Below are 23,966 nucleotides of genomic sequence, written 5' to 3'. Positions count from 1 at the left end.
TTAGTTTTTTATATTGTTAGGTGGCTGGTCGGTCCGTATACAGTGCGCCGGGAGCAATCGGCCCTTTTTACTGCTGCACCATAATTTCTTCCAGTGAGAGGCCGGTCAGTTTACCGATACGGCGGAACAGGAATACCAGTACCAGCATCAAGATGATGGTGGCCGGCAGGGCAATCACGGGAAAGCTGAGCGCGGTCATTTTGCCCAGTTCCTCATTGAACGCTTCGGTTCCGGGGGGGCTTTGCAACAGCACTTCGGCCAAAATGTAATTCAGCGTGGAGGAAAGGAAAAAAGAACCGGCGATCATCCACGAGGCCTGCTGCAGGGTGCGCTCGAAGGCAGTTTCGTTGCCATTCGCCGAGAGGCGGTTGGCGATTTTGCCCGTATCGAGGATGCGGTCGTTGTAAATCAGAGTGCGCACCAGTGGCCAGCGGGTATATAGGCTGACAATCGTCGCCACACCCAATAGTCCGGGAATGGCCGCTTCTTTGATCGCGATGTACTTGGCGTCCAGTTCCAGCAGGCTAATACCGCCGGTCAGCAGGATGCTGATGACACCCAGGGCGGAAAAGAAGTTGACCTTGCCGGAGCGCAGCAGGTCACGCAGCCCGTAGACCAGAGGAAAGGCCAGTGCTACGACGATCGCCCACTTGGTGCCCAGCCAGTCGTCACCGGACAGCTTGGTAAGAATCAGGGTGGGGATCACGATGTTCAGCAGCAGGTTGCCGAGCAGGCTTTCCTTTTGCGCGGGCTTCTGCGCTTGCTGCGCAGCGGTCTCGCCCACGGTTTCGGGCTGAGTTACCGCGTTTGTCGTGTCTGAATGCGCTTGTTTGCTATCGGTCATGTTCTGTTCCGGTGATAATGCCCGCTGGCTGACGATACAGCTGTCAGTGGCGAAGTTGCTTTCCCCATAAGGGGCCTTATCCCTGAAACCGGCAATCCGGTTAACCCGGCAGGTTTCAAAACCCGTCGGTCGGCGGCACTTACTTCGCCACCACATGGCCTGCGCAGGATTTCGAGCCTGTAACTAAAACCTGCAACCAACTGTGACAGCACTCGTTGTTGGTGGTTCCATTTTCCGGTGACCACCTGATCTCGCAAAAGTATGGACCTTACTATGTACACCGCCCGATCTGTTGTGACCGATGAAGCGATATCTGGTCAGGTCGACCTGCACTGCCACAGCACGGCGTCGGACGGTATTTTAAGTCCTACGGCGCTGGTGTCGAGGGCCAAATTGGCTGGTGTGACGTTGTTGGCGTTAACCGACCACGACACGGTTGGTGGCATCGCCGAAGCCGGTCAAGCCGCGGCGGCCCACGGGATCACCCTGCTGCCCGGGGTGGAGTTTACCGCACGCTGGGGTCGACGGGTGGTTCACATTGTCGGACTCAATGTTGACTGTATGTCCGCAGCCCTGGCAGATGCCGTGTCGGTGCGTGCCGCGCTACGTCGCGAGCGCGCAATGGAGATTGCCCGGCGCCTGGAAAAGCGGGGGTTTGCCGGTGCCCTTGACGGGGCTCGGCGCCTTGCCAGTGGCGATGAGATTGGCCGCCCGCACTTTGCTCGCTGGATGGTGGCCGAAGGGCATGTAACGGACACGGCCAAGGCGTTCAAGCGCTATCTGGGTGCCGGCAAAATCGGCGACGTAGCGGTTCCGTGGCCGGACCTCGCGGAAACGGTCGCAAGTATCGAGGCTGCCGGCGGCGCAGCGGTACTGGCACACCCGCTCAAATACGGTTTGACGCGCACACGCCTGCAGGCGTTACTGCGCGATTTCCAGCAGGCGGGAGGTGTTGCCGCAGAGGTAGTGTGCGGCCAGCAAAACCCGGTGCAGACCCGGGAAATATTGCAACTGCTGGCGCAGGCGAATCACGGTGAACGGCCGCTGCGCGCTTCGCTGGGAAGCGATTTCCACCAGCCGGACCAGCCCTGGCGGGCACTGGGATGCGTTCGCTTGCCGGCGGACGTCGAGCCCGTCTGGAATCTGTGGCAAACTGGCGCCAGTAAATAGTATTCGGGCAGGGAGCGCCCTGTTCACATTGGCAAAGGGGGTATTAATGGCGCAATTCTTCCAGATTCATCCGGAGAACCCGCAGGCGCGGCTGATCAATCAGGCCGCGGATATCGTGTCATCGGGCGGTGTTATCGTGTTTCCTACGGACTCCGCGTATGCGATCGGCTGTCGATTGGGAGAAAAAATGGCGGTCGAGCGCATTCGCGCGCTGCGCCAGCTGGACAAGGACCACAATTTTACCCTGATGTGTCGCGACCTGTCTGAGCTCGCCACCTACGCCAAGGTGGACAACCAGATGTTCCGCCTGTTGAAGAACCACACTCCAGGTCCCTACACCTTTATTATGCCGGCGACGTCCGAAGTGCCGCGCCGCCTGGCCCATGCCAAGCGTAAGACCATTGGTTTACGCGTGCCGGATAACCCCATTGTGCAGGCCCTTATCAGCACTCTGGGTGAGCCGCTGATGAGCTGTAGCCTGATTATGCCGGGGGAAGAGCAGCCACTGACGGACCCCTACGATATTCGCGATACCCTCGAGCATCAGGTGGAGCTGGTGATCGACGGCGGCTTCTGTGGTTTGGAGGCGACGACTGTGGTGGACCTCACCGGCGACGATCCAGTACTGGTGCGTCAGGGTTGCGGTGCAATAGATGAAATTCTCGGCTGACCCTGATGTATAATCGCGCGTTTGGCCTGCCCGAAAGGTGGCCAGTAAGTCGGTCAAGCTGGGTTCGGTGTAACAGTGTCCATTGAAGATATACAAGAAACGGTAGCGGTCGCCCCCGTCGCAGGTGAGGCCGCCGAGGCGCCTGTCGCTGCGTCAGAGACCGCTGCCGAGCCCTCCGCGCACGCGTCTAAAGAGCCCTCCGCGGAAGTGCCTGAAGAGCCCTCAGCGGATGCGCCTGAACATCCGTCGCAGGAATCCGCTGCAGAGGAGCCTGCAGCCGAGGATTCTGCCGCCCCCGAAGCTGGGCCGCGCCAGGGCGAGATGCCCTTTGCCATGGTGGAAGGCAAGGCCTTCACCGACCTGCCCAGCGACCTGTACATCCCGCCAGACGCGCTGGAAGTGATTCTCGAGGCCTTTGAGGGGCCGCTTGATCTGCTGCTGTACCTTATCCGCCGTCAGAACCTCGATATTCTCGAGATCAACGTGGCCGAAATTACCCGTCAGTACATGGGCTACGTGGAGATGATGTCCTCCATGCGCTTTGAGCTGGCCGCCGAGTATCTGGTGATGGCGGCTATGCTGGCGGAGATCAAATCCCGCATGCTGCTGCCGCGCCCGCCAGAGGCGGAAGAGGAGGAGGGCGAAGACCCGCGCGCCGCGCTGATTCGCCGCCTGCAGGAATACGAGCGGTTCAAGACTGCCGCCGAAGATATCGACGAGTTGCCCCGTGTGGGCCGCGATATCCATCAGGCCAGCGCCAGCGGGCCGGACCGCAAGTTGACCCGCCCCGAGCCCGAGGTCGACCTGAAAGAGGTGCTGGTGGCCCTGGCGGATGTGTTGCGCCGTGCGGACATGTTCGAAAGCCACCAAGTAGAGAAGGAAAAACTCTCCACCCGTGAGCGCATGACGCAGGTGCTGGATTCGATCAAGCACCGCCAGTTTGTGCCATTTGTAAACCTGTTCCGGGTGGAAGAAGGGCGCCTGGGGGTGGTGGTGACTTTCCTGGCGGTTATGGAGCTGGTGAAGGAATCCCTGGTAGAGCTGGTACAGAATGAATCTTTCGGCCCTATCCACGTGCGTGCTCGCGGTGAGGTGGCCGACGGAACTGAGCCGGAGCTGGATGAGACCGAAGCCGAGCTTGATACAGTGACTGGTGCAGACATTGAGGATGCACCGGAGCGCGCAATCCCGGCGGACAACCGCGGGGAAACCGAAGACGGCCGCTACAGCTACGAGTTTTCGTTTGCCTCCGCAGCCGACGCTCAGGAATTTGCCTCCCAGGCAGTGGAGCCTGTCGACACGCCGAATGCCGGCGATGATGTGGCGCCGCAACAAGAATCGAACAGTGCCGTTCGAGTACGTCCTATATCGCTGTTCAGCGAAGAGTGAGTGAAGCGAATAACATGAGTATCGCCCCGGAATTATTGCGCCGGATCCTGGAAGGCGCGCTGATGGCGGCGGGCCAGCCGCTGTCGGAAGATCGCCTGCTTTCCCTGATTGACGAAGGGGAGCGCCCCGAAAAAACGGAGCTGAGGCAGGCGCTGGAAGAGATTGCCGAGAGCTGTGCCGAGCGCGGTTTTGAGCTCAAGCAAGTGGCCAGTGGCTGGCGTTTTCAGGTGCCCGAGGAGCTTGCGCCCTGGGTGAACAAATTGTGGGAAGAGAAACCGCAAAAGTACTCCCGTGCGACCCTGGAAACCCTCGCCATTATTGCCTATCGACAGCCGATTACCCGGGGCGACATTGAAGAAATCCGCGGTGTTGCGGTTAGCTCGCACATTGTGAAAAGCCTCTCCGAGCGCGGCTGGATCAAGGTTGTGGGGCAGAGAGATGTACCGGGCAAGCCCTCGCTGTACGCCACCACCCGCGAATTCCTCGACTATTTCAATTTGAAGAGCCTCGACGACCTGCCGACGCTGGCGGAGATTCGCGATATCGAGAGCCTGAACGCTGCGTTGGACCTGGGTGATGGCTCGCCAGCCCCCGAGGGTGACGCGCAAGCCGCCGAGGCGGGCGCAGAAGACGCGGCAGCATCGCAAGTCGCAGACGAAACTGTGGCGGAAGGCGCTGGCGACGAGGCGGATGAGCGCGCGGACGAGATTGCGGGCGAGGACATCGATCAAGACGTCGACGAAGAATCCCACGAAGAAATCGGCGAAGAAGCCACAGCGACGTTCTACGAGGGTGCGCAAAGTAAAGGCCTGTTCGCTGCGGCTGACGAAGCCGCTGTCTCGCACGTAGAAGTCGCAGATGGCGACAGCGAGGTCTACCCTGAAGAAGCGGTAGAAGGTGAGCATGCGCTTCCCGTCGCAGAGGGGCCGATCGCTGAGGACGCGTTTGACGACGATGATCTGCAGCAAGCTGTACAGACGGAAGAGACTCTGCAGGATGTTGCCGAAGGCGACGAGCAGGATGAAGATGAACAACAATCCCCGGAAAACCTCCATTCATGAGTAATGACGCAGCGCCATTGGGCGAAAAACTGCAAAAAGTATTGGCCAGGGCTGGCCTGGGTTCACGCCGTGAGATGGAGCGTGCCATTGAGGCGGGCCGGGTCACCGTAAACGGTGAAGTCGCCGGACTGGGTGAGCGGGTCAGCGAAGACGACCAGATTGAATTCGACGGCAAGCGCATTGCCGGTGGTGACGAAAACCGCGCGCGCGTGATTCTGTACAACAAGCCCACGGGAGAAATCTGCTCCCGTCATGACCCGGAAGGCCGCCCGACGGTGTACGACCGGTTGCCGCGTTTGAAAAGCGGGCGCTGGATTTCCGTAGGGCGTCTGGATTTCAATACCAGCGGTCTTCTCTTGTTCACCAACAGTGGTGAGCTGGCCAACAAACTGATGCACCCGTCGTCGGTCATTGACCGCGAGTACCTGGTTCGTATTCAGGGTGACGTAGATGACGACATGAAAAAGCGCCTGACCAAAGGTGTTTTGCTGGATGACGGTCAGGCGCGGTTTACCGATATCGTCGAAAGCGGTGGTGAAGGCACCAACCGTTGGTTCTACTGTGTGGTGATGGAAGGGCGTAACCGCGAAGTGCGTCGTTTGTGGGAATCACAGGGCGTGCGCGTCAGCCGCCTGAAGCGGGTCCGTTACGGCAGCGTGTTTATTCCGTCGCATGTACGTGTGGGGCAGTGGATCGAGATGGAGCCCAAGGAAATCGATGACCTGTGCGTTACCGCAGGCCTGCCGAAACTCGGCCAGCGCTCGCTGACACAGTCGGAAAAAGAAATTCTGCAACGCCAGCGCCGCAAGCTGCGCAAGTCGCCAGTGGCAGCGGGAGGGCGCACGCCCAAACGCAACAGCCGTTGACCGGACGCGCAGTAACAAAAAAGGCAGCCAAGTGGCTGCCTTTTTTCATGGTTGTGCGTGCGCCCGCGTGGTGTCAGGGTTGAATCTCTTGCTCGGGTTCACCCATTTCGTCGCCACTGCTATCCGGCGTTTCAATATCATCACCCTCGATAATTTCGTTTTCCATACCCGGGTCCACATCTTGTGGCTCAATATTGCTGCCCTCGGAGGGTAGGGCATCGCGGGTGTCTACTGGCGGTGCCCCCGCATTGGCCTCGGATTCCACCAGCTCCTTGAGCTTGTCGAGCCCCTCTGCATAGGAATCGCCAACCATTCGCGCAACCAGCAGTCCCATCCAGCGTGCGATGGGGCTAGCACCCATGTCGGAGCGGAATGACCAGGTCACGTTGGTGCCGCTGCCCTGGGGTTTGAGGGTGAACTCTGCTGTGGCCTGTCCCTGGGTGCCAAAGTCGAGATCGGTCGCAACCCGCGAGTAGGGTTCGCTGGCAGTAATGGTCTGGGTGCCATTACCCACGTTGGGGTCTTCGCTTTTCCAGTGCATTTCCGCGCCTTTCCCTTCCGGCTTGCCGGTATAGGTGTATTCGGTATTCGGGTCGATCTGGTACCACGGCGACCACTTGTTGAAGTTCTGGAAGTTATTCAGGTAGGGAAACACCACTTGCGGCGGTTCGGCGATATACACGCTGCGCTCGGTGGTCGCCTCGCGGGGGAACAGAAAGCCGGCCAGCACCAGCAGGGCCAGGAAAATCAAAAGGTACAGTAACCAGCGCATGGCGGATTCCCCATTGGAACAGTGCAGGATGCCCGTGGCGGCGAACGCTTGCCACGGTGTGGTGGTGTGCCGCTTGTCGACAGCTCGAGCAAGTGTACTGACTGGAATGGCGGTTCGCCAGTCGGCGCGGGGCGCCAATATTTTCTTTACCGGGTCCGTGCTTAAAAGCCGTCGTCCAACGTCGGCAGGGTCACACTTACCGTCAGGCCGCCGCTTTTGGCATTGAATGCTTCGATGTTGCCCCGGTGTTCTGCCACGGTGCGCTGAGCGATGGCGAGCCCCAGGCCAAACCCACCGCTCTCGCGGCTGCGCGCTTCGTCGGTGCGATAAAAAGGCCGGAATATCGCCTGTAGTTCAGAGTCTGGGACGCCATTACCTGCATCGGTAACCTGAATTTGGCAATGGCCCGGTTCGCTCGCGTCGCTTGTTTTTGCGGTCGAATTTGCCTCAGTACCGCGGATGGATACGGCAACCTGGCCGCCGGCAGGGCTGTACTTGATGGCGTTGCGCAGAATGTTTTCCAGTGCGGCAGTGAGTGAGCTGCCACGGGTGGCGACCAACAGTTCTGCGTCGTCCTGGCGCAGGTCAATGGTGACTTGCTTGTGGTTGGCTTCATCCTTGAGCTCGTCGCACAGCGCCGACAGCAGGCTGTTCATTTCTACTACATCGTCCAGGGGGCGCTGTCCGTCACCACTCACGGGCAGGGAAAGAATATCGGCAATGATGTCTTCCAGGTAGTCTGCTGCCTTGCCTATTTTGTCCAGTTCCGGGTCCAGGGCCTGGATGTTTTTCTGGCGGGCAATGGCGAGCGCCACTTGCAGGCGTGCAAGCGGTGAGCGCAGCTCGTGGGAGACGTCCTTGATCAGCCGGCGCTGCTCGGCCATGGATTCTTGCAGCTGCGCGGTCATGGAGTCGAAGTCGGCGGCCAGCTCGCCCAGCTCCCGTCCGTGACCGTGTAACGAAGGCGTTACCCGGTAACTGAGGTCACCCGCAGCCACACGCCGTGTTGCCAAGCGCAAGTTGTCGAGCGGTTTGCTCAGGTAGCGTGCCAATAGGTAACAGGCGAGACCCGATGCCAGGGTTGCTAGCAGCAGGATTTGCCAAAAGTTTCGCACGATAAAGCGCAGAACAAGTTCTTCTTTGCTTTTGCCGGCAATGAATACCACCCGCAGGGTGTCGCCGCCGCGCCGGTGCGCGAAAAAGCCAATACTGGGTTTGCTGTCGATGAGTCCTGTGGCTTCGCGATTGCGGTAATTCAACTTGCCAAACAGGGATGCCATGTTGCGAGGGATCGGGCGCTGCAGTATTTCCTGCCCGTAGCCGTCGATAGCATAAATGCGCTGCCGAGTTTCTTCCGGTTGTTGTTGCAGCCATCGGCGAAAGTGCTCGGGGCCATAGCGACGCGTCATTCCCAGATTGCGCCGCACCTCGCGAAACAATTCGAAACCTTCCAGGCGGTCCCGTTGCTCGGTATTGTCGAACTCGCGGATATGGGTGATATACACCGCGGCCAGCACCATGATGACCGCGGTCAGCCAGGCTCCGAAAAAGATTCGTCCAAACAAGCTGCGCATCGGTTATTCCTGAGAGCGAGTGAGCATATATCCCGCACCGCGGATATTGATAATCAGCTCGCGGCTGGCCCCGTGTTCGCTCAGTTTTTTGCGGATATTGCTGACGTGGACATCGATCGAGCGGTCGTAGGGCATTAACTTCCGTCCCAGTGCCTGCTCGGTAATGACTTCTTTGCTGACAACCTGGCCGGCACTCTCTACCAGTACCTTGAGTACAGAAAATTCGGCACCGGTGAGATTGACTGGTTGCCCATCCCACTGGCACTGGTGTTCCCTGGGCAGCAATCGCAGTGGCCCACTCACGAGCACATCATCGCTGGTTTCTTTTTCCGCACGTCCGCGCCGCAAAATGGCGCGCAGGCGCGCCGCAAGTTCACGGGGATTACAGGGTTTGGGAAGGTAGTCATCGGCGCCCATTTCCAGGCCCACGATGCGGTCCACCGTGTCGCCCTTCGCGGTCAGCATCACCACCGGCAGGGTGTGGCCGGGGTTGTTGGCGTCCTCGCGCAGCTTGCGCAGTACCTCGAAGCCATTGTGCACGGGCAGCATCACATCCAGTACCAGAGCATCAAAGGCTGCATTGCGGGCCAGTTCCAGACCGCGACCGCCGTCGTTGGCGACGGTCACCTGAAACCCTTCGCCCACCAGAAACTCCTCGAGTAGCTCGGTGAGTTCAATATCGTCATCAACCAGCAGGATATGGCTCATGGTGCGGAGTCTCTTTGCTCGTTCACAGTGGCTGCATTACAGGTGGAATTATATGCATAGGGGCAGGGCTAATCGGGAAATGGTATCGCGTGTTTTACCGTTCTTAACAAATGTTTACCTGCTTTATCCCCTATTTACACTGCACGAGCCTAGTATGCACCTACCGACTCGGGAAAAACGCAAACTCACAGGTCAACAGATTGAGCCAAAACCGATGTTTGCCGAACAGCACAGTGAACTTTGAGGAATCGAACATGCAACATCTCACGATCAAGAAATGGAAAGCTCTGGCGGGTACAGTGATTGTCGGCGCCGCGCTGGCGACTTCTGCAGTGGCCACCGCCGCCCCGGAAGGTAGTAAAGGCTTTGGGTTTCACAAGGCCGGGCATCATAAAGGTGGCGAGCACCACGAGCGTATGTTTGAGCGGCTGGCAGAAAAGCTGGAGTTGACCGAGGGCCAGAAGGCACAGGTAAAGGCCAATCGTGACGCTGGCAAGGAGGCTCGTGAGGCGGACCGCGCAGCAATGCGCGAGGTGCGCAAGCAGCTGAAAGAGGCCATTGATTCCGGCGCGGACCAGGCGACGTTGAACAGTCTGGGCGCCAAACTCGGCGAGCTCGAGGTACGCAAGATGCAGCGCCGGGCCGAAATGCGCAATCAGTTCGAGGCTATCCTCACCGATGACCAGAAAGCCAAAATGGAGCAGATGAAGGCCGAGCGCAAGGCGCGCTGGGAGCAGCGCAAAGAGCGCCGCGCCAGCCAGCAGTCGGACCAGTAGTCTGACAGCAGTGTGACCAGACGCTGCGCCTCCCATCGCTTCCAGTCAGTCCCTCTCTCTCGCTGCTGGACTTGTTGGTCCAGCTGCAGAGGGCTCGCCGGCCCCAACCCCAACCGCCGGTAGAGGCCTCCCCCTGATGCCCCTGTTCTACAGGGGCTTTTTTGTATCTTCGAATCTGCCGGCCAGATTGTCTGTGCGCCTTGCTGAACCCGGCTATTGTTGGGAAAATGCCCGCCCCATAGACACCCGCCCAGGCGGCCGGGTAGTTTTGAGTAGTTGAGGAGACACTGTGAGTAAGATCGGCCTGTTTTACGGTAGCGACGAGGGCAATACCGAAGGGGTGGCCCAGAGAATCGCCGCGCGCCTGGGAGAGGACCGGGTGGACATCCACGATATTGCGGATGTCACACAGTTGGAAATCGCCGACTACGCGCAGCTGATCCTGGGCATCCCAACCTGGGACTTCGGCCAGATTCAGTCTGACTGGGAAGACTTCTGGGAAGATGTGCAGGAGATCGACTTTACCGGCAAAACCGTAGCGCTGTTTGGCCTGGGTGATCAGTTCGGCTATGGCGACTACTTTCTCGACGCCATGGGCATGCTGCACGACGTCATCGTAGCCAACGGAGCCACGGTCATTGGTTACTGGTCTACGGAAGGCTACGAGTACGAAGCATCCAAGGCTGAAATCCCGGGGCAGAACCTGTTTATGGGCCTGGCGATTGATGAGGACCAGCAGGAGGAGCTGACCTGCGGGCGCCTGAACGAATGGTGCCAGCAGATTGCCGTCGAGTTTGACCTGGAGGGTGGCGCTGAGAGCGTTACCCAAGTCGAGGATTGATCGCTTAATGGATAATCCCGATATGGCGGAATCGTCCAATTCCGGCTCACTCGCGCTGCAAGACTTCTGGCCGTGGCTCTCGGATCATTGCAACTGTATTTTGCGCGCCGGTACACCGGACGTCATCCTGTACGATCACGATGATTTCCACTGGCGCTTTACCCAGGAAAACCCGCGCACGCTGCTGGTTCAGCTGGTGCGCGGCAAGCGCCTGATCGGTGAAGTATTTATTGAGCCAGACCTGGTCTCCGAGGTGCGGATGACTCCCGGTGACAAAGATGAAGTGATTTTCGACCTGATGGCCGAAGCCGATGGCGAGGAGCAGGTGATGTATTACTTTGTGATGGCCCACGGCTACGACGGTCACGCGCAGCCGGAGCCCACCGTGCGCCACGGCAGGTTGCACTGACCCCTTCTCGAAGTCCTTGCACCTGCCGGGCCGCGCTGTAATCAGGCCAGCAGGCCGCGCAGGACTTCCCGGTACATATCCTTTACCAGATCCAAGTCTTCCATTTTAACGCACTCATCCACTTTGTGGATGGTGGCGTTTACTGGGCCCAACTCCACAACCTGTGCCCCGGTTGGCGCGATAAAGCGACCATCGGATGTGCCGCCCGCAGTGGACAGCTCGGTTTCTCTCCCGGTTACCTTGCGAATCGCTGCCTGGGCGGATTCCACCAGTGGGCCGGCGGCGGTTAGGAAGGGCTGCCCACTCAGGTTGAAGTTAGCTTCATATTTGAGGCCGTGCTTGTCAAAAATAGCGCGCGCGCGCGCTTCCAGTTTCTCCGCTGTGGTTTCGGTAGAGAAGCGCCAGTTACACACGACCTTCACATCACCGGGAATCACGTTGGTAGCACCGGTGCCGCCGTTGATGTTGGAAACCTGGAAGCTGGTGGCCGGGAAGAAATCATTGCCCTGATCCCACTCTTCGGCCGCGAGTTCCGCCAGTGCCGGCGCCAGCTTGTGAACGGGGTTTTCTGCCAGGTGTGGATAGGCCACATGGCCTTGAATACCGAATACGGTCAGTTCCAGACCAAGCGAACCGCGGCGGCCATTTTTGATGACGTCGCCGGCGAGGGCGGTGCTGGATGGCTCGCCAACCAAACACCAGTCTATTTTCTCGTTGCGCTGTTCCAGCCACTCCACCACTTTCACGGTGCCGTGTTTTGCGGGGCCTTCTTCGTCGCTGGTAATCAAAAAGGCGATGCGGCCTTTGTGGTCCGGGTGTGCGGCGACAAATTCTTCACAGGCGACGACCATGGCGGCCAGTGAGCCTTTCATGTCGGCGGCTCCACGGCCGTAGAGCATACCGTCGACGATTTCTGGCTCGAACGGCGGGATCTTCCAGTTTTCTTCCGGCCCGGTGGGGACCACATCGGTGTGGCCGGCGAAGGCAAACAATGGACCTTCTTCGCCGCGCACGGACCAGAAGTTATCGGTATCGCCAAAGCGCAGGTGTTCGGTTTTGAAGCCGATTTTTTCCAGGCGTTCCAGCATGAGCTGCATGCAGCCGGCATCTTCGGGAGTTACTGAACGGCGACGAATCAGGTCGCAGGTTAATTGTACTGTCGGGGTCATAGGGTGCTTCTGGCTCCGAGATATGTGGAGCGTTGTTCCAGTATTTGGGCGAGTGGCTGCCGTCACTCCGAGGGAGATCCGGCAGCGGCCAGAGCGAGGCCAATTAGTTGCTGTGCAACTCTGCGTTCAGCTCAACGGCACTTTTGTTGGTTAGGCACTCAACCGCGCCAGTGGCAGAGTTGCGGCGGAACAACAGGTCCGACTTGCCGGCGAGGTCGCGCGCTTTTACCGACTCGGCAATCTCGCCTTTGTCATCCAGCACGGCAACCTTGGTGCCGGAAGTGATGTAAAGTCCAGACTCCACTGTGCAGCGGTCGCCCAGAGGAATACCGGTGCCGGCGTTGGCGCCGAGCAGGCAGCCTTCGCCCAGGGAGATTACGATGTTGCCGCCGCCAGACAGGGTACCCATGGTGGAGCTGCCACCGCCGAGGTCAGAACCGGCGCCAACAAATACGCCGGCAGAAATACGACCCTCGATCATACCCGGGCCTTCGGTACCCGCATTAAAGTTCACAAAACCTTCGTGCATGATGGTGGTGCCTTCACCCAGGTAAGCGCCCAGGCGAACACGGGCGGTGTGCGCGATACGCACGCCAGTCGGTACCACGTAGTTGGTCATTTTCGGGAACTTGTCCACGCAGGAAACTTCCAGCAGTTCGCCCTTGAGGCGTGCTTCCAGTTGGCGCTGGGGAAGCTCTGCGAGGTCGATGGCACCCTGGTTGGTCCAGGCTACGTTGGCCAGCTGGCCAAAGATGCCATCCAGCTTGGTGCCGTGGGGCTTGACCAGACGGTGAGACAGCAAGTGCAGCTTCAGGTAGGACTCGGGCACGGACTGCGGCGCGTCGTCACTGTGCAGTACCACCGCAACCAGTGGACGCTGGCTGCTGGCAAATTGACTCAGAATGGCTGCCTGTTCCTCGGCGCCCGCGCTCGCCAAGTTATCCGCAAGCGGTTGCAGCTGCGCCTCTTCCAGAGCAATCGCGACATTGCCGCCATCGATATCTAGGGCACTGGTTACCGCCTTGGCGATAGCGTCGGACGGATTTAGCAGCGGCTGCGGGAAGTAGACTTCCAGCCACTCGCCCTTGCTGTTACAGGTGCCGATGCCGAAGCCAATGCTGTATACGTTGCTCATGATGGTTTCCTTGTACTGAGTCTGATTTTTTACGGATTAGATGCGGTCCGCTTATTTGGCGACACTGGCGTAGCTATCGGCCTTGAAGCCAAACAGGGTATCGCCGCCCTTGGTGAGTACCGGACGCTTGATGAGTGTCGGTGTCTCGTTGGCGAGGGTCGCCGCGCTGGTGTTATCCATAGCGTCTTTCTGCGTGTCATCTAAGGCGCGCCAGCTGGTGGAGCGGCGGTTCAGTACCTGTTCCCAGCCGAATTGTTCCAGCCAGCTCGCCAGGGGTACCGTCTCCATTCCATCTTCACGGAAATCGTGGAAGCGGTATTCCACCGCATTTTGCTCCAGCCATTTGCGGGCCTTTTTTACGGTGTCACAATTTTTAATGCCGTACAGGGTAATCATGTCAAATCCTGTGTCTGTCTCGCCAGATCGCATCGATCAGGCTTTCTTGGTTTTCTTGGGGTGTTTTCTTGCCGGATAGCAGGTGGTGCAAATTTCGCACACAGTGCCGTCGCAGCCGCGCGCGGAGCAGAATTCGCGGCCGTAAAAGATGATCTGCAGGTGCAACTTGTTCCATTTTTCTCGCGGAAAAACCCGCTTCAGGTCCTTCTCTGTCTGCGCCACATTTTTGCCAGAGGTCAGGCCCCAGCGCTGAGCCAGGCGGTGAATGTGGGTATCCACCGGGAAGGCGGGGTGTCCAAAGGCCTGGGCCATTACCACGCTGGCGGTCTTGTGGCCTACGCCGGGGAGCAATTCCAGTGCCGCCATGTTTTCGGGCACCTGGCCGTGATACTCGTTAACCAGAATTTCTGACAACTTCTGGATAGCCTTGGATTTTTGCGGCGACAGGCCGCAGGGGCGGATGACAGCCTGTATCTCCTCTACCGGCACCTTGGCCATGTCATAAGGGTTGTCTGCCAGTTTCCACAGGGCGGGGGTAATCTGGTTTACGCGCTCGTCCGTGCATTGTGCGGAGAGCAATACTGCCACCAGCAGGGAGTAGGCATCGAAGTGATCGAGAGGGACCTGGGTTTCCGGGTACAGCTCTTCCAGTCGATGAAGAATAAAGTCTACACGCTCTTGTTTGAGCAGGTTTCTGGCGGTCATGACGTCGCTCATGGGTACTTCTTTACTGGCAAAACGCGCGGATGCGTCGCGCCGCTTCGATACATTCATCCAACGTGGCCACTAGTGCCATACGCACATACTCCGCCCCGGGGTTTACGCCATTGCTTTCGCGAGCCAGGTAGGCGCCCGGCAATACCGTGATGTGTTGTTGGCGGAATAGCTCCCGCGCGAAAGTTTCTCCGTCGCCCACGCGCGGCCACAGATAAAAGCTGGCGTGGGGCTTTTGCACGTCGAGGCAACCGTCGAGAATATCCAACACCGCAGCAAATTTTTGTCGATAGAGTTCACGGTTTTCTTTTACGTGTTGTTCGTCTTGCCAGGCGGCAATCGAGGCGTATTGGGTTGGCACCGGCATGGCGCAGCCGTGATAGGTGCGATACAGCAGGAACTGCTCCAGTATCTTGCCGTCGCCGGCGACAAAACCAGAGCGCAGGCCGGGAAGGTTAGAGCGTTTCGACAGACTGTGGAACACCACACAGCGTGCATAATCGTCCCGCCCGAGCTCCGCACAAGCTTGCAGCAGCCCGGCCGGCGGGTTGGCCTCATCGAAATAAAGTTCTGAGTAGCACTCATCGGATGCGATGACAAAGTCGTAACGGTCGGCTAGCGCAATTAGCCGCTTTAAATCCTCAAGCTCCAGCAGTGCCCCGGTTGGGTTGCCGGGGGTGCAAAGGTACAGCAGGCTGCAATCCTGCCAGACACTTTCCGGCACTGAAGCAAAGTCTGGTTTGAAGCCGTTTTCCGCCGCGCAATTGATGAAGTAGGGCGAGGCACCGGCCAGAAACGCGGCGCCTTCGTATATCTGGTAGAAGGGATTCGGCATCAGTACTTTGGAGCCCGGCGTTACCACTGCCTGGGCAAAGGCAAACAGTGCCTCGCGTGTGCCGTTTACCGGTATTACCTCGGTTTCTGCGTTTAGGGTCGACAGCTTGAAGCGATTGCACAGCCAGCTGGCAATGGTTTCCCGTAGTGCTGGAAGGCCTTTGGTGACAGGGTAATTGGCCAGCGTTGCCAGGTTGTCGATCAGTTCGTCGCGTACAAAGGCGGGCGGCGTGTGCTTGGGCTCACCGATGGACAGCGGGATATGGCCAAGCGAGGCCGGCGCCTCGATGCCTTCTTTCAGTTTGGCGAGCTTGGCGAATGGGTATGGCTGCAGCTGGGACAAGTTCGGGTTCATATTATTGGTCTGTTTGCAGAGCGAATTCCTTGCTGATCCGGCGCAGGATCGGTTCCTCGTTGCCACCGCTAGGGCTGCGGTGGCAGCGTCGCCTGATGAGCATCCAGTTCCTGACATATGGCCTGTTGCAGCGTTTCGATAAGCGCGTTGTCGGCCAGTGGTTGATCCTCGCTGTCGGTAATGTGGAAGATATCCTCCACGCGTTCGCCCAGGGTGGAAATCTTGGCGTTGTGCAGGCGCAGATCGTGGGAAATAAAAATCCGTGCGATGCGCGCGAGTAAGCCGGGTCGGTCAGCACTGGTGATTTCCAGCGTGCTGTAGGTGTCCCCGGGCTCGGTGGAGATGTGCGCCTGGCTTGGCAGGTGGAACATCTTCAGGCGGCGGGGCGTTCGCCGTTTGATGACTTTGGAGTAGTCCTCGACCAGCTTCAGTTCTTCCTGGAGGGTATTGCGAATTTGTTCGAGCCGATGCGGCTCATCCAGCAAGGGCTGGCCCGATTCATCCAATACGTAGAAGGTGTCCAGGGTGTAGCCCGCCGCGGAGCTATACAGGCGCGCGTCGTGAATGTTCAGGTTGAGCATGTCCAGACCGGTCACCACCGCGGCAAACACGTTGGGGCGGTCGGGGGTGTACACAAATACTTCGGTGGCGCCGTCGTGCTCGCCGGGGCCGGAATTGCGGGTGAGTACCAGGGTGTCACTGTCCTCGTCTCGCTCCGGGTCCTTTTGCAGTTGGTAGATCGCCGCTGTGTGCAAGGTAATGCTGTCAGCGCTTTCTCGCACAAAGTAGTCTTCACCCATCTCGCACCAGATATCTTCAACCACATTGCTCGGAATACCCATGGCACGCAGCATATTGCGCGCCTGGGCCTGGGTTTCCTCGTAAATCTCGTCGCGGTCGATCGGATTTTCCAGACCGCGGCGCAGGGCGCGCTGGGTGTATTGGTAGAGCTGGCGCATCAGGCTCGCGCGCCAGCTGTTCCACAGGTCCGGGTTTGTCGCATTGATGTCTGCGACCGTCAGTGCGTACAAATAGTCCAGGTGTTCACGATCACCGACTTCGGCGGCGAAACTGTGGACCACCTCTGGGTCGGTAATGTCCTGCTTTTGCGATACCGCACTCATCAACAGGTGTTTTTCCACCAGCCAGCACACCAGGCGGCGGTCGCGTGCGGAGAGGTCGTGGCGGCGACAGAAGGCGTCGGCGTCGGCAATGCCCAGCTTGGAGTGGTCCCCGCCGCGGCCTTTGGCGATGTCGTGATAGAGGCCCGCGATATACAGCAGCTCGGGCTTGCGCATGCGGGAGAGAATCTCCGCGGCCAGTGGGAACTTCTCCCAGGCCTCTTTGCTGCGGAAGCTGCGCATGTTGCGCACCACCTGCAGTGTATGGGCATCGACGGTGTAAATGTGGAACAGGTCGTGCTGCATTTGCCCGGTGACGCGGCCAAATTCTGGCAGGTAGCGGCCGAGAATACCGTAGCGTGTCATGCGCGTGAGCTGCTTGGACAGGCCGCGGGGGCTGCGCAGCAGCTGCATAAACAATTGTGCGTTGACCAGGTCAGCGCGGAAGCGGTCGTCGATGAGGTGTCGATGCTCGCGAATCAGGCGGATGGTGGACGCGCGCACACCGTCGATCTGCGGGTTTTCCGCCATCAACACAAAGATTTCCAGCAGCGCGGAAGGGTATTCGGTGAAGGTGCGCGTGACCGCGGCCTCGATGGTATTGCCGCGCAGCTGGAAGCGCTCATTGATGGGCGTCACCGGCAGGTGCTTGCCGCGCTGCAGGATTACCTCGTCCAGGAATTGCAGCAGCACATCGTTGAGCTCCCGCAGCGCCATGACGATGCGGTAGTAGGTGTGCATGAACTGCTCCACCGCCAGGTGGGTGTCGTTGTCCTTGTAGCCGAATTCCCGTGCGAGTTCGCGTTGGTAATCGAACAGCAGGCGCTCTTCGGGGCGGCCAGCCAGAAGGTGGAGGCCATAGCGCACACGCCACAGGAAGTCTTCGCCGGACTGGAGGATGGCGAACTCTTCTTCGGTGAAGAAGCCCTTACCCTGCAGCTGTTTGAGCGTGCGCACCTGAAAGTACCGCTTGGCTACCCAGTTGATGGTCTGGATATCCCGCAGTCCGCCGGGTGCGTTCTTGATGTTTGGCTCTAGGTTGTACTCCGCCCCTTGCTGCTTGCTGTGGCGCGTTTGCTGTTCGGCGTACTTGGCGCTGAAGAATTTGTCCGCGGGCCACAGGCTTTCCGGGGTCATCCGCTTGGCCAGCGCTTCGTGCAGCGTCGGGTTGCCGACGACGGTGCGACACTCCATCAGGTTGGTGGCGACGGTGATATCGGTCTCCGCCATGTGGATGCAGTCATCAATGGTGCGCACGGAGTGGCCGATATCGAGTTTCAAATCCCATAGAAACGCGACCAGTCGCTCGATGTTGTCGACGACGGTGGCACTGGGTTTTTCCGTGGTCAGAATCAGCAGGTCGATATCCGAGCGCGGGTGCAATTCACCGCGTCCATAGCCGCCCACCGCCAGCAGGCTAATGGTGTCGGGCCACTGGTACTGGTGCCAGGCGTAGTGCAGCAGGCAGTCAACAAAGAGCGCGCGTTCGTACACCAGGGTGCGAACATCTTCGCCCTCGCGGAAGCGCCGCGCCATATGGGTGTCAGCGGCGCCCACGGCATCCTTGAAAATCTCCAGTAGTGGGCGGGCACCTTCCGCCAGATCCCGGCGGAAGCGGGACTGGTCGAAAAAGAACAGGGGTTTTTCAAAGTGCGGTGTTTCAGCCAGCTGCGGAGCGTTCATGTGCGAGGAATCCATTTAACCCTGTTGATGCCTTACCTGCGGAGCGATGCCATACCGCTGCGTCAAAAAGACTCTTCTTTGCGTGCAGTAAACACTTCCACACCATCGCTGGTGACGGCCATGGTGTGTTCCCACTGGGCAGACAGACGGCGGTCGACGGTGACCGCGGTCCAGCCGTCGCGCAGCACACGGCTGCCGGGCTTGCCCGCATTGATCATGGGTTCGATGGTGAAGGTCATGCCTTCTTCCAGCACCTGGCCGGTGCCGGGTTTGCCGTAGTGCAGAACCTGCGGGTCTTCGTGGAATACGTCGCCGATACCGTGGCCGCAGAAGTCTTTCACCACGGAGTAGTAATTTTTCTCTGCATGCTGCTGGATCACGTGGCCAATGTCACCGAGGGTGGTGCCGGGTCTCACGATTTCGATGGCCTTGTACAGGCACTCCTGGGTCACTTTGACCAGGCGTTCGGCGTGGGCGGCGGGTTTGCCGACGAAATACATCTTGGAGGTGTCGCCATACCAGCCATCCTTGATGACCGTGACATCGATATTAATGATGTCGCCTTTTTTCAGTAGCTTGGACTCCGAGGGAATGCCGTGACAGATCACTTCGTTAACCGAGGTGCAAATGGACTTGGGAAAGCCGCGATAGCCGAGGCACGCGGGGATAGCGTCCTGCACGTTGACGATGTAGTCATGACAGCGGCGATCCAGTTCCTCTGTGGTGACACCCGGAACCACGTATTCACCGATCATCTCCAATACTTCCGCAGCCAGGCGGCCGGCGGTGCGCATTTTGGCGATTTGTTCGGGTGTCTTTACAGGATTGGTCATGAATCTTTCCAAGATGTTTGTAGCTGTTTACAGCAGTTTCGACGCCTATTTCGACGCTCGTAGTGGTCGAATCGCGGTCGGCGTCGACCAGTTGTTTCCCGGCGCTGTTGCTGTGACAAGCTGCGTACGGCAGCGTTGCAGGGCGGCGGGTTGATCCAGGCTAAGCCCAGAAGCGGCGCGGTATTGTAGCGGAATTACAGGTGCGGGGCATTAGGTGACCCTGCGGCCGACAAGTGTTCGCGTGACTGTATGCTTGCCGACGGCCGGTTTCGTGGCGTCGCTCACGCTTCCAGGTTCTCCGGTTATATGGTATAAAGCGCGCCGCTTTGGGCAGTGCCCGGAGTGAAACTAAACAAAGGGTGGTGAGTTTCACTGCTCTTAACAAACGCCGCACATATACCGGCACATTCACCTGGGTGTCTTTGGGAGACGTAAAAAGTGCTCTCGAGGATTGGTAAATGGGGTATATGGAGGATAAAACCCGGGAAGCATTCGAGCCGTGTACATTGGCCGTGTGCCTCCGTTATTGAATTTGAGGTTTATTATGCCGCAAGTCAGCATGCGCGATATGCTGCAGGCTGGTGTCCACTTTGGTCACCAGACTCGCTACTGGAACCCGAAGATGGGTGAATACATCTTTGGTGCTCGCAACAAGATTCACATCATCAACCTGGAGCACACTGTTCCGGCCTTCAACGAAGCGCTGCAAGTCATCAAAGGCATGGCTGCGCAGAAGAAGAAGATCCTTTTTGTTGGTACCAAGCGCGCTGCGCAGAAGTCCATCAAAGAGCAGGCCGAGCGTGCAGGTCAGCCTTACGTCAGCAACCGCTGGCTGGGTGGTATGCTCACCAACTACAAAACCATCCGCGCTTCCATCAAGCGTTTCCGCGACCTCGAAGCGCAGTCTCAGGACGGCACTTTCGAGAAGCTGACCAAGAAAGAAGCTCTGATGCGCACCCGTACCATGGAGAAGCTTGAGCGCTCCATCGGTGGTATCAAGGACATGGGTGGTCTGCCGGACGTACTGTTTGTGATCGACGTTGAGCACGAGCGTATCGCCATTCAAGAAGCCAACAAGCTGGGTATCCCTGTAATCGGTATCGTTGATACCAACAGCAGCCCGGAAGGTGTTGACTACGTAATCCCAGGTAACGACGACGCCATCCGCGCGATCAAGCTGTACACCACTGCGGTAGCAGATGCGGTACTGGCTGGTACTGCGGAAGCTGGTGGCGCTGCTGCCCAGAGCGAATACGTAGAAGCTAACGACGATCAGCAGGCTGCGGACTCCTAATTCGGGGTTGTCGCTGCAGGCTACTGGCGGTGTAACAATGTTTGGTTACGCTGCAGGGAAAAGGGGCCATCTATCCGGCCCCTTTTTTTCAAATCCAACAAAGAATTTGAATCTGAACCCGAGGATTGAATCATGGCGATTACTGCGTCAATGGTAAAAGAACTGCGCGAGCGCACCGGCCTGCCGATGATGGAGTGCAAAAAGGCACTGACTGAGGCCGATGGTGACATCGAAAAGGCGATCGAAGACCTGCGCAAGGCTTCTGGCCTGAAGGCTGCCAAGAAAGCGGGTCGTACCGCGGCTGACGGTGTTGTTGCGGCAAAAGTTGCCGAAGACGGCAGCTACGGCGTTCTGGTAGAAGTGAACTCCGAAACCGACTTCGTTGCGCGCGACGAAAACTTCCAGGCGTTCGTGGCCAAAGTGGTTGATAAGGCATTTGCCGATCGCCAGGCAGACGTTGCTGCGCTGATGGAAGGTGAGCTGGAAAACGCCCGCGAAGCACTGGTACAGAAGATCGGTGAGAACATCGGTGTGCGTCGTGTTGAGCTGGTTGAAGCGCCAGTGGTTGGTGCTTACGTTCACTCCAACAACCGTATCGCTGCGATCGTTGCCCTGAGTGGTGGCGACGTTGAGACTGCGCGCGATATCGCCATGCACGTAACTGCGGTTAACCCGCAGGTAGTTAAGCCGGAAGATATGCCGGCTGACGTGCTGGAGAAAGAGAAGGACATCATCAAGGCTCAGCCGGATATGGAAGGCAAGCCTGCTGAGATCGTAGAGAAGATGATGGGCGGTCGTATCAAGAAGTTCCTGAAAGAGAACAGCTTGGTAGAGCAGCCTTTCGTTAAGAATCCTGACGTTACTGTTGCCAAACTGGCGAAAGACGCTGGTGGCGATGTATCCAGCTTCCTGCGTTTCGAGGTTGGTGAAGGTATCGAGAAGGAAGAAGTGGATTTCGCAGCGGAAGTGGCCGCTCAGGTAAAATCCAGCTCTTGATGCTCGACTCAGTCGGTGACCTCCGGGTCGCCGGCACCAGCGGGGTGCTCCCGGTGTGTTCATTAGAATACTTCCGGGGCACCCCGCTGTAGTATCTGGCGCAGGGGAAAATTCTGTTCAATATCTGAACTATTGGGCAGGAAAGCGAGGCAATCTCGCTTATTGAGCCCGGCCAGATAGGTATAGCCATAGGTAAAGCGCCGAATTTGTTGTAATGTTCGGCGGGCGCGAACGGGAATTCCGGTTGCGTCTCAACACAGAATTTAGCCCGTAACAGTTGAGGAACAAGGGATGCCAGGTATTAAAGACCGCAAGTACAAGCGAATCCTGTTAAAGCTCAGCGGAGAAGAGCTGATGGGCGAACAGGGGTTTGGTATCAGCCCCAAAGTGCTCGACAAAATGGCCCTGGAAATCGGCCAGCTGGTGGGTATTGGTGTTCAGGTCGGTCTTGTTGTCGGCGGCGGTAACCTGTTCCGCGGTGCGGCACTGAATGCGGCCGGCCTCGACCGGGTGACTGGCGACCACATGGGGATGCTGGCCACTGTAATGAACGCCCTGGCACTGCGCGATGCGCTCGAGCGCTCAAATATCTCGTCCCGTGTGATGTCCGCCATTCAGATGAGCGGTATCGTCGACCATTACGATCGACGCGCAGCCATCCGCTATCTGGAGCGGGGTGAAGTGCTGATTTTTGCGGCCGGTACCGGCAACCCATTTTTTACCACGGATTCCGCTGCCTGTTTGCGCGGGATCGAAATTGAAGCGGAGATGGTTCTGAAGGCCACCAAAGTGGACGGCGTATACTCTGCTGACCCTGTGCTGGTGCCTGATGCCACTCGCTATGATCGCCTGACTTATGACGAGGTTCTCGACAAGAAGCTCGGTGTAATGGATCTAACCGCAATCTGCCTCTGCCGTGAACACAACATGCCAGTGCGGGTTTTCCGCATGGATAAAACCGGCGCACTGCTCAACATCGTTGTGGGTGGTGAAGAGGGCACACTGATCGAAGAGGAAGTGAATCGTGATTAACGATATCAAAAAACAAGCTGAAACGCGCATGGGCAAAGCCATTGACGCGCTTGGCAGCAACTTCAATAAAATCCGTACTGGCCGTGCCCACCCGAGCATTCTCGATGGCATTCAGGTGTCGTATTACGGTTCCGACACGCCTCTTTCCCAGGTTGCCAACGTAACCGTTGAGGATGCGCGTACCTTGTCTGTTACACCGTGGGAGAAAAACCTGGTGCCAGACATTGAAAAAGCGATCATGAAGTCTGACCTGGGTCTGAACCCGGCTACCGCCGGTGCGGTAATCCGCATCCCGATGCCGATGCTGACCGAAGAGACGCGCAAAAACTTCATCAAGCAGGCCAAAGGGGAAGCGGAGAGCGCGCGCGTGTCCATCCGCAATAACCGTCGCGATGCGCTGGCCGAAGTGAAGGCGCTGGTCAAAGACAAGGAGATCTCCGAGGACGACGAGCGTCGTGCAGCGGATGAAATCCAGAAGTTGACCGACAAGTACATTGCCGAAGTGGAAAAGGCACTGGCGGCAAAAGAAAAAGACCTGATGGAAATCTGATGTCTGCCGGCGGTACTGGTGTGGCAACACCTATGCATGCGGGACCGCGACATGTCGCCATCATTATGGATGGAAACGGCCGCTGGGCGGCGCGCCGGGGCCTGTCACCTTCCGCCGGTCACAAAGCGGGTGTCGAGCGGATTCGAGACCTGATTGAAGCGTGCAAGGAGCGCCAGATTGAGGTGCTCACGCTGTTCGCCTTTTCCAGTGAGAATTGGCAGCGACCACCCAAAGAGGTGGAGTTGCTGATGACACTGTTCCACTCCTATTTGCGTCGGGAGGCCCGGCGCATGCAGGAGCAGGGCGTGCAGTTGCGTGTAATCGGTCGCCGTGACCGTTTCTCGCCCCGTGTGCAGCGCGCCATTGTGGAGGCGGAATCCCTCACCCGTGATGGCGAAAACGGCACCCTGGTGATTGCCGCGGATTACGGTGGTCAGTGGGATATTGCACAGGCGGCCCGCCTGCTCGCGGAAGAAGTGGCGAGTGGCGAGCGCACACCGGACTCGATCGATGAGGCCGCGCTGGGTGCGCATATCCAGTTGTCGGATCTGCCTGCGGTCGACCTGCTGATTCGCTCCAGTGGTGAGCAGCGCATTAGTAATTTCATCTTATGGCAGGCGGCTTACAGCGAGTTCTATTTCACGGATACGCTGTGGCCGGATTTTGACGTGCAGGCGCTTGATCTGGCGCTGGACGCGTTTCGCCAGCGTGACCGCCGTTACGGTGGGCGTAGCGAAGACGGGCTGGAAGCCCAGGCCTGAGTCGGCACGGGCC

The 23,966-nt window shown here is 58.4% G+C and carries 24 protein-coding genes and 1 pseudogene; 14 read left to right on the top strand and 11 right to left on the bottom strand.

Going from position 1 to position 23,966, the window contains the following annotated elements:
• Positions 1-67: 67 nt before the first annotated feature.
• Positions 68-844: a VC0807 family protein gene (locus tag AS89_RS0112395; RefSeq protein WP_010132983.1), complete on the bottom strand. Its 777-nt coding sequence runs from the start codon at positions 842-844 to the stop codon at positions 68-70.
• Positions 845-1,117: 273 nt separating this feature from the next.
• Between AS89_RS0112395 and AS89_RS0112390 the strand changes: the two genes are divergently transcribed.
• The 5 genes and pseudogenes from AS89_RS0112390 (at position 1,118) to rluB (ending at position 6,000) form a co-directional block, all read left to right on the top strand.
• Entirely contained in the window at positions 1,118-2,014 is an 897-nt protein-coding gene (locus AS89_RS0112390; protein WP_010132982.1) for a PHP domain-containing protein, read from the top strand.
• Positions 2,015-2,060: 46 nt separating this feature from the next.
• Entirely contained in the window at positions 2,061-2,684 is a 624-nt protein-coding gene (locus AS89_RS0112385; RefSeq protein ID WP_010132981.1) for an L-threonylcarbamoyladenylate synthase, read from the top strand.
• A gap of 207 nt (positions 2,685-2,891) precedes the next feature.
• Positions 2,892-3,776 (top strand): annotated as a pseudogene (locus AS89_RS0112380) (segregation and condensation protein A); the annotation flags it as partial.
• Between the two features lie 311 nt (positions 3,777-4,087).
• Positions 4,088-5,134: an SMC-Scp complex subunit ScpB gene (scpB, locus tag AS89_RS18460; RefSeq protein WP_010132979.1), complete on the top strand. Its 1,047-nt coding sequence runs from the start codon at positions 4,088-4,090 to the stop codon at positions 5,132-5,134.
• A complete protein-coding gene (gene rluB, locus AS89_RS0112370) occupies positions 5,131-6,000 on the top strand; it encodes a 23S rRNA pseudouridine(2605) synthase RluB (protein WP_010132978.1) in 870 nt (289 codons plus the stop codon). Before scpB ends, rluB begins: the two co-directional genes overlap by 4 nt.
• 73 nt (positions 6,001-6,073) lie before the next feature.
• Here the strand turns inward: rluB and AS89_RS17480 are convergent, their stop codons facing one another.
• The 3 genes from AS89_RS17480 to AS89_RS0112355 all read right to left on the bottom strand — a co-directional run bounded on the left by AS89_RS17480 (position 6,074) and on the right by AS89_RS0112355 (position 9,054).
• Positions 6,074-6,772 carry an SRPBCC family protein gene (locus AS89_RS17480; RefSeq protein WP_010132977.1) on the bottom strand — a complete coding sequence of 233 codons (699 nt, stop codon included), beginning with the start codon at positions 6,770-6,772 and terminating at the stop codon, positions 6,074-6,076.
• A gap of 161 nt (positions 6,773-6,933) precedes the next feature.
• Entirely contained in the window at positions 6,934-8,346 is a 1,413-nt protein-coding gene (locus tag AS89_RS0112360; RefSeq protein ID WP_010132975.1) for an ATP-binding protein, read from the bottom strand.
• A gap of 3 nt (positions 8,347-8,349) precedes the next feature.
• A complete protein-coding gene (locus AS89_RS0112355) occupies positions 8,350-9,054 on the bottom strand; it encodes a response regulator transcription factor (RefSeq protein WP_010132974.1) in 705 nt (234 codons plus the stop codon).
• A gap of 254 nt (positions 9,055-9,308) precedes the next feature.
• Between AS89_RS0112355 and AS89_RS0112345 the strand changes: the two genes are divergently transcribed.
• The 3 genes from AS89_RS0112345 (at position 9,309) to AS89_RS0112335 (ending at position 11,080) form a co-directional block, all read left to right on the top strand.
• Positions 9,309-9,830, top strand: coding sequence for a Spy/CpxP family protein refolding chaperone (locus AS89_RS0112345; protein WP_010132973.1), 522 nt, complete (start codon positions 9,309-9,311; stop codon positions 9,828-9,830).
• A 289-nt stretch (positions 9,831-10,119) separates the two neighbouring features.
• Positions 10,120-10,671, top strand: a complete 552-nt coding sequence (locus tag AS89_RS0112340; protein ID WP_010132972.1) for a flavodoxin — start codon at positions 10,120-10,122, stop codon at positions 10,669-10,671.
• 7 nt (positions 10,672-10,678) lie between these two features.
• Positions 10,679-11,080 carry a hypothetical protein gene (locus tag AS89_RS0112335; RefSeq protein WP_010132971.1) on the top strand — a complete coding sequence of 134 codons (402 nt, stop codon included), beginning with the start codon at positions 10,679-10,681 and terminating at the stop codon, positions 11,078-11,080.
• 41 nt (positions 11,081-11,121) lie between these two features.
• Here AS89_RS0112335 and dapE read toward each other — a convergent pair whose 3' ends face one another.
• The 7 genes from dapE to map all read right to left on the bottom strand — a co-directional run bounded on the left by dapE (position 11,122) and on the right by map (position 19,320).
• The gene (gene dapE / locus AS89_RS0112330; protein WP_010132970.1) at positions 11,122-12,249 is read right to left on the bottom strand and encodes a succinyl-diaminopimelate desuccinylase; all 1,128 of its coding nucleotides are present in this window, start codon (positions 12,247-12,249) and stop codon (positions 11,122-11,124) included.
• Between the two features lie 103 nt (positions 12,250-12,352).
• Complete coding sequence (gene dapD, locus AS89_RS0112325; RefSeq protein ID WP_010132968.1) at positions 12,353-13,384, bottom strand: 2,3,4,5-tetrahydropyridine-2,6-dicarboxylate N-succinyltransferase; 1,032 nt, start codon at positions 13,382-13,384, stop codon at positions 12,353-12,355.
• Positions 13,385-13,435: 51 nt separating this feature from the next.
• On the bottom strand, positions 13,436-13,780 hold the full coding sequence (locus AS89_RS0112320; RefSeq protein WP_010132967.1) for an ArsC family reductase: 345 nt from the start codon (positions 13,778-13,780) through the stop codon (positions 13,436-13,438).
• A 36-nt stretch (positions 13,781-13,816) separates the two neighbouring features.
• Positions 13,817-14,497: an endonuclease III gene (nth, locus tag AS89_RS0112315; protein WP_010132966.1), complete on the bottom strand. Its 681-nt coding sequence runs from the start codon at positions 14,495-14,497 to the stop codon at positions 13,817-13,819.
• Positions 14,498-14,507: 10 nt separating this feature from the next.
• Complete coding sequence (dapC, locus tag AS89_RS0112310) at positions 14,508-15,683, bottom strand: succinyldiaminopimelate transaminase (protein ID WP_010132965.1); 1,176 nt, start codon at positions 15,681-15,683, stop codon at positions 14,508-14,510.
• A gap of 68 nt (positions 15,684-15,751) precedes the next feature.
• The gene (locus AS89_RS0112305; RefSeq protein ID WP_010132964.1) at positions 15,752-18,487 is read right to left on the bottom strand and encodes a [protein-PII] uridylyltransferase; all 2,736 of its coding nucleotides are present in this window, start codon (positions 18,485-18,487) and stop codon (positions 15,752-15,754) included.
• 62 nt (positions 18,488-18,549) lie between these two features.
• On the bottom strand, positions 18,550-19,320 hold the full coding sequence (gene map / locus AS89_RS0112300) for a type I methionyl aminopeptidase (protein WP_010132963.1): 771 nt from the start codon (positions 19,318-19,320) through the stop codon (positions 18,550-18,552).
• Between map and AS89_RS18800 the strand changes: the two genes are divergently transcribed.
• From AS89_RS18800 to uppS, 6 genes are all read left to right on the top strand, one after another.
• Complete coding sequence (locus AS89_RS18800; RefSeq protein ID WP_158217364.1) at positions 19,319-19,474, top strand: hypothetical protein; 156 nt, start codon at positions 19,319-19,321, stop codon at positions 19,472-19,474. The two genes, map and AS89_RS18800, sit on opposite strands and share 2 nt — an antisense overlap.
• 390 nt (positions 19,475-19,864) lie before the next feature.
• The gene (gene rpsB / locus AS89_RS0112295) at positions 19,865-20,614 is read left to right on the top strand and encodes a 30S ribosomal protein S2 (RefSeq protein WP_010132961.1); all 750 of its coding nucleotides are present in this window, start codon (positions 19,865-19,867) and stop codon (positions 20,612-20,614) included.
• A 132-nt stretch (positions 20,615-20,746) separates the two neighbouring features.
• A complete protein-coding gene (gene tsf, locus AS89_RS0112290; RefSeq protein ID WP_010132960.1) occupies positions 20,747-21,610 on the top strand; it encodes a translation elongation factor Ts in 864 nt (287 codons plus the stop codon).
• 291 nt (positions 21,611-21,901) lie between these two features.
• On the top strand, positions 21,902-22,642 hold the full coding sequence (gene pyrH, locus AS89_RS0112285) for a UMP kinase (protein WP_010132959.1): 741 nt from the start codon (positions 21,902-21,904) through the stop codon (positions 22,640-22,642).
• A complete protein-coding gene (gene frr / locus AS89_RS0112280) occupies positions 22,635-23,192 on the top strand; it encodes a ribosome recycling factor (protein WP_010132958.1) in 558 nt (185 codons plus the stop codon). The genes pyrH and frr overlap by 8 nt, the downstream gene beginning before the upstream one ends.
• The gene (gene uppS, locus AS89_RS0112275; RefSeq protein WP_010132957.1) at positions 23,192-23,953 is read left to right on the top strand and encodes a polyprenyl diphosphate synthase; all 762 of its coding nucleotides are present in this window, start codon (positions 23,192-23,194) and stop codon (positions 23,951-23,953) included. The genes frr and uppS overlap by 1 nt, the downstream gene beginning before the upstream one ends.
• Positions 23,954-23,966 lie beyond the last annotated feature (13 nt).

The organism is Microbulbifer agarilyticus S89, from assembly GCF_000220505.1.
GTDB lineage: Bacteria > Pseudomonadota > Gammaproteobacteria > Pseudomonadales > Cellvibrionaceae > Microbulbifer > Microbulbifer agarilyticus_B.
Note: the sequence above shows the minus strand (reverse complement) of the source record. Positions and strands in the feature narration are given on the sequence as shown.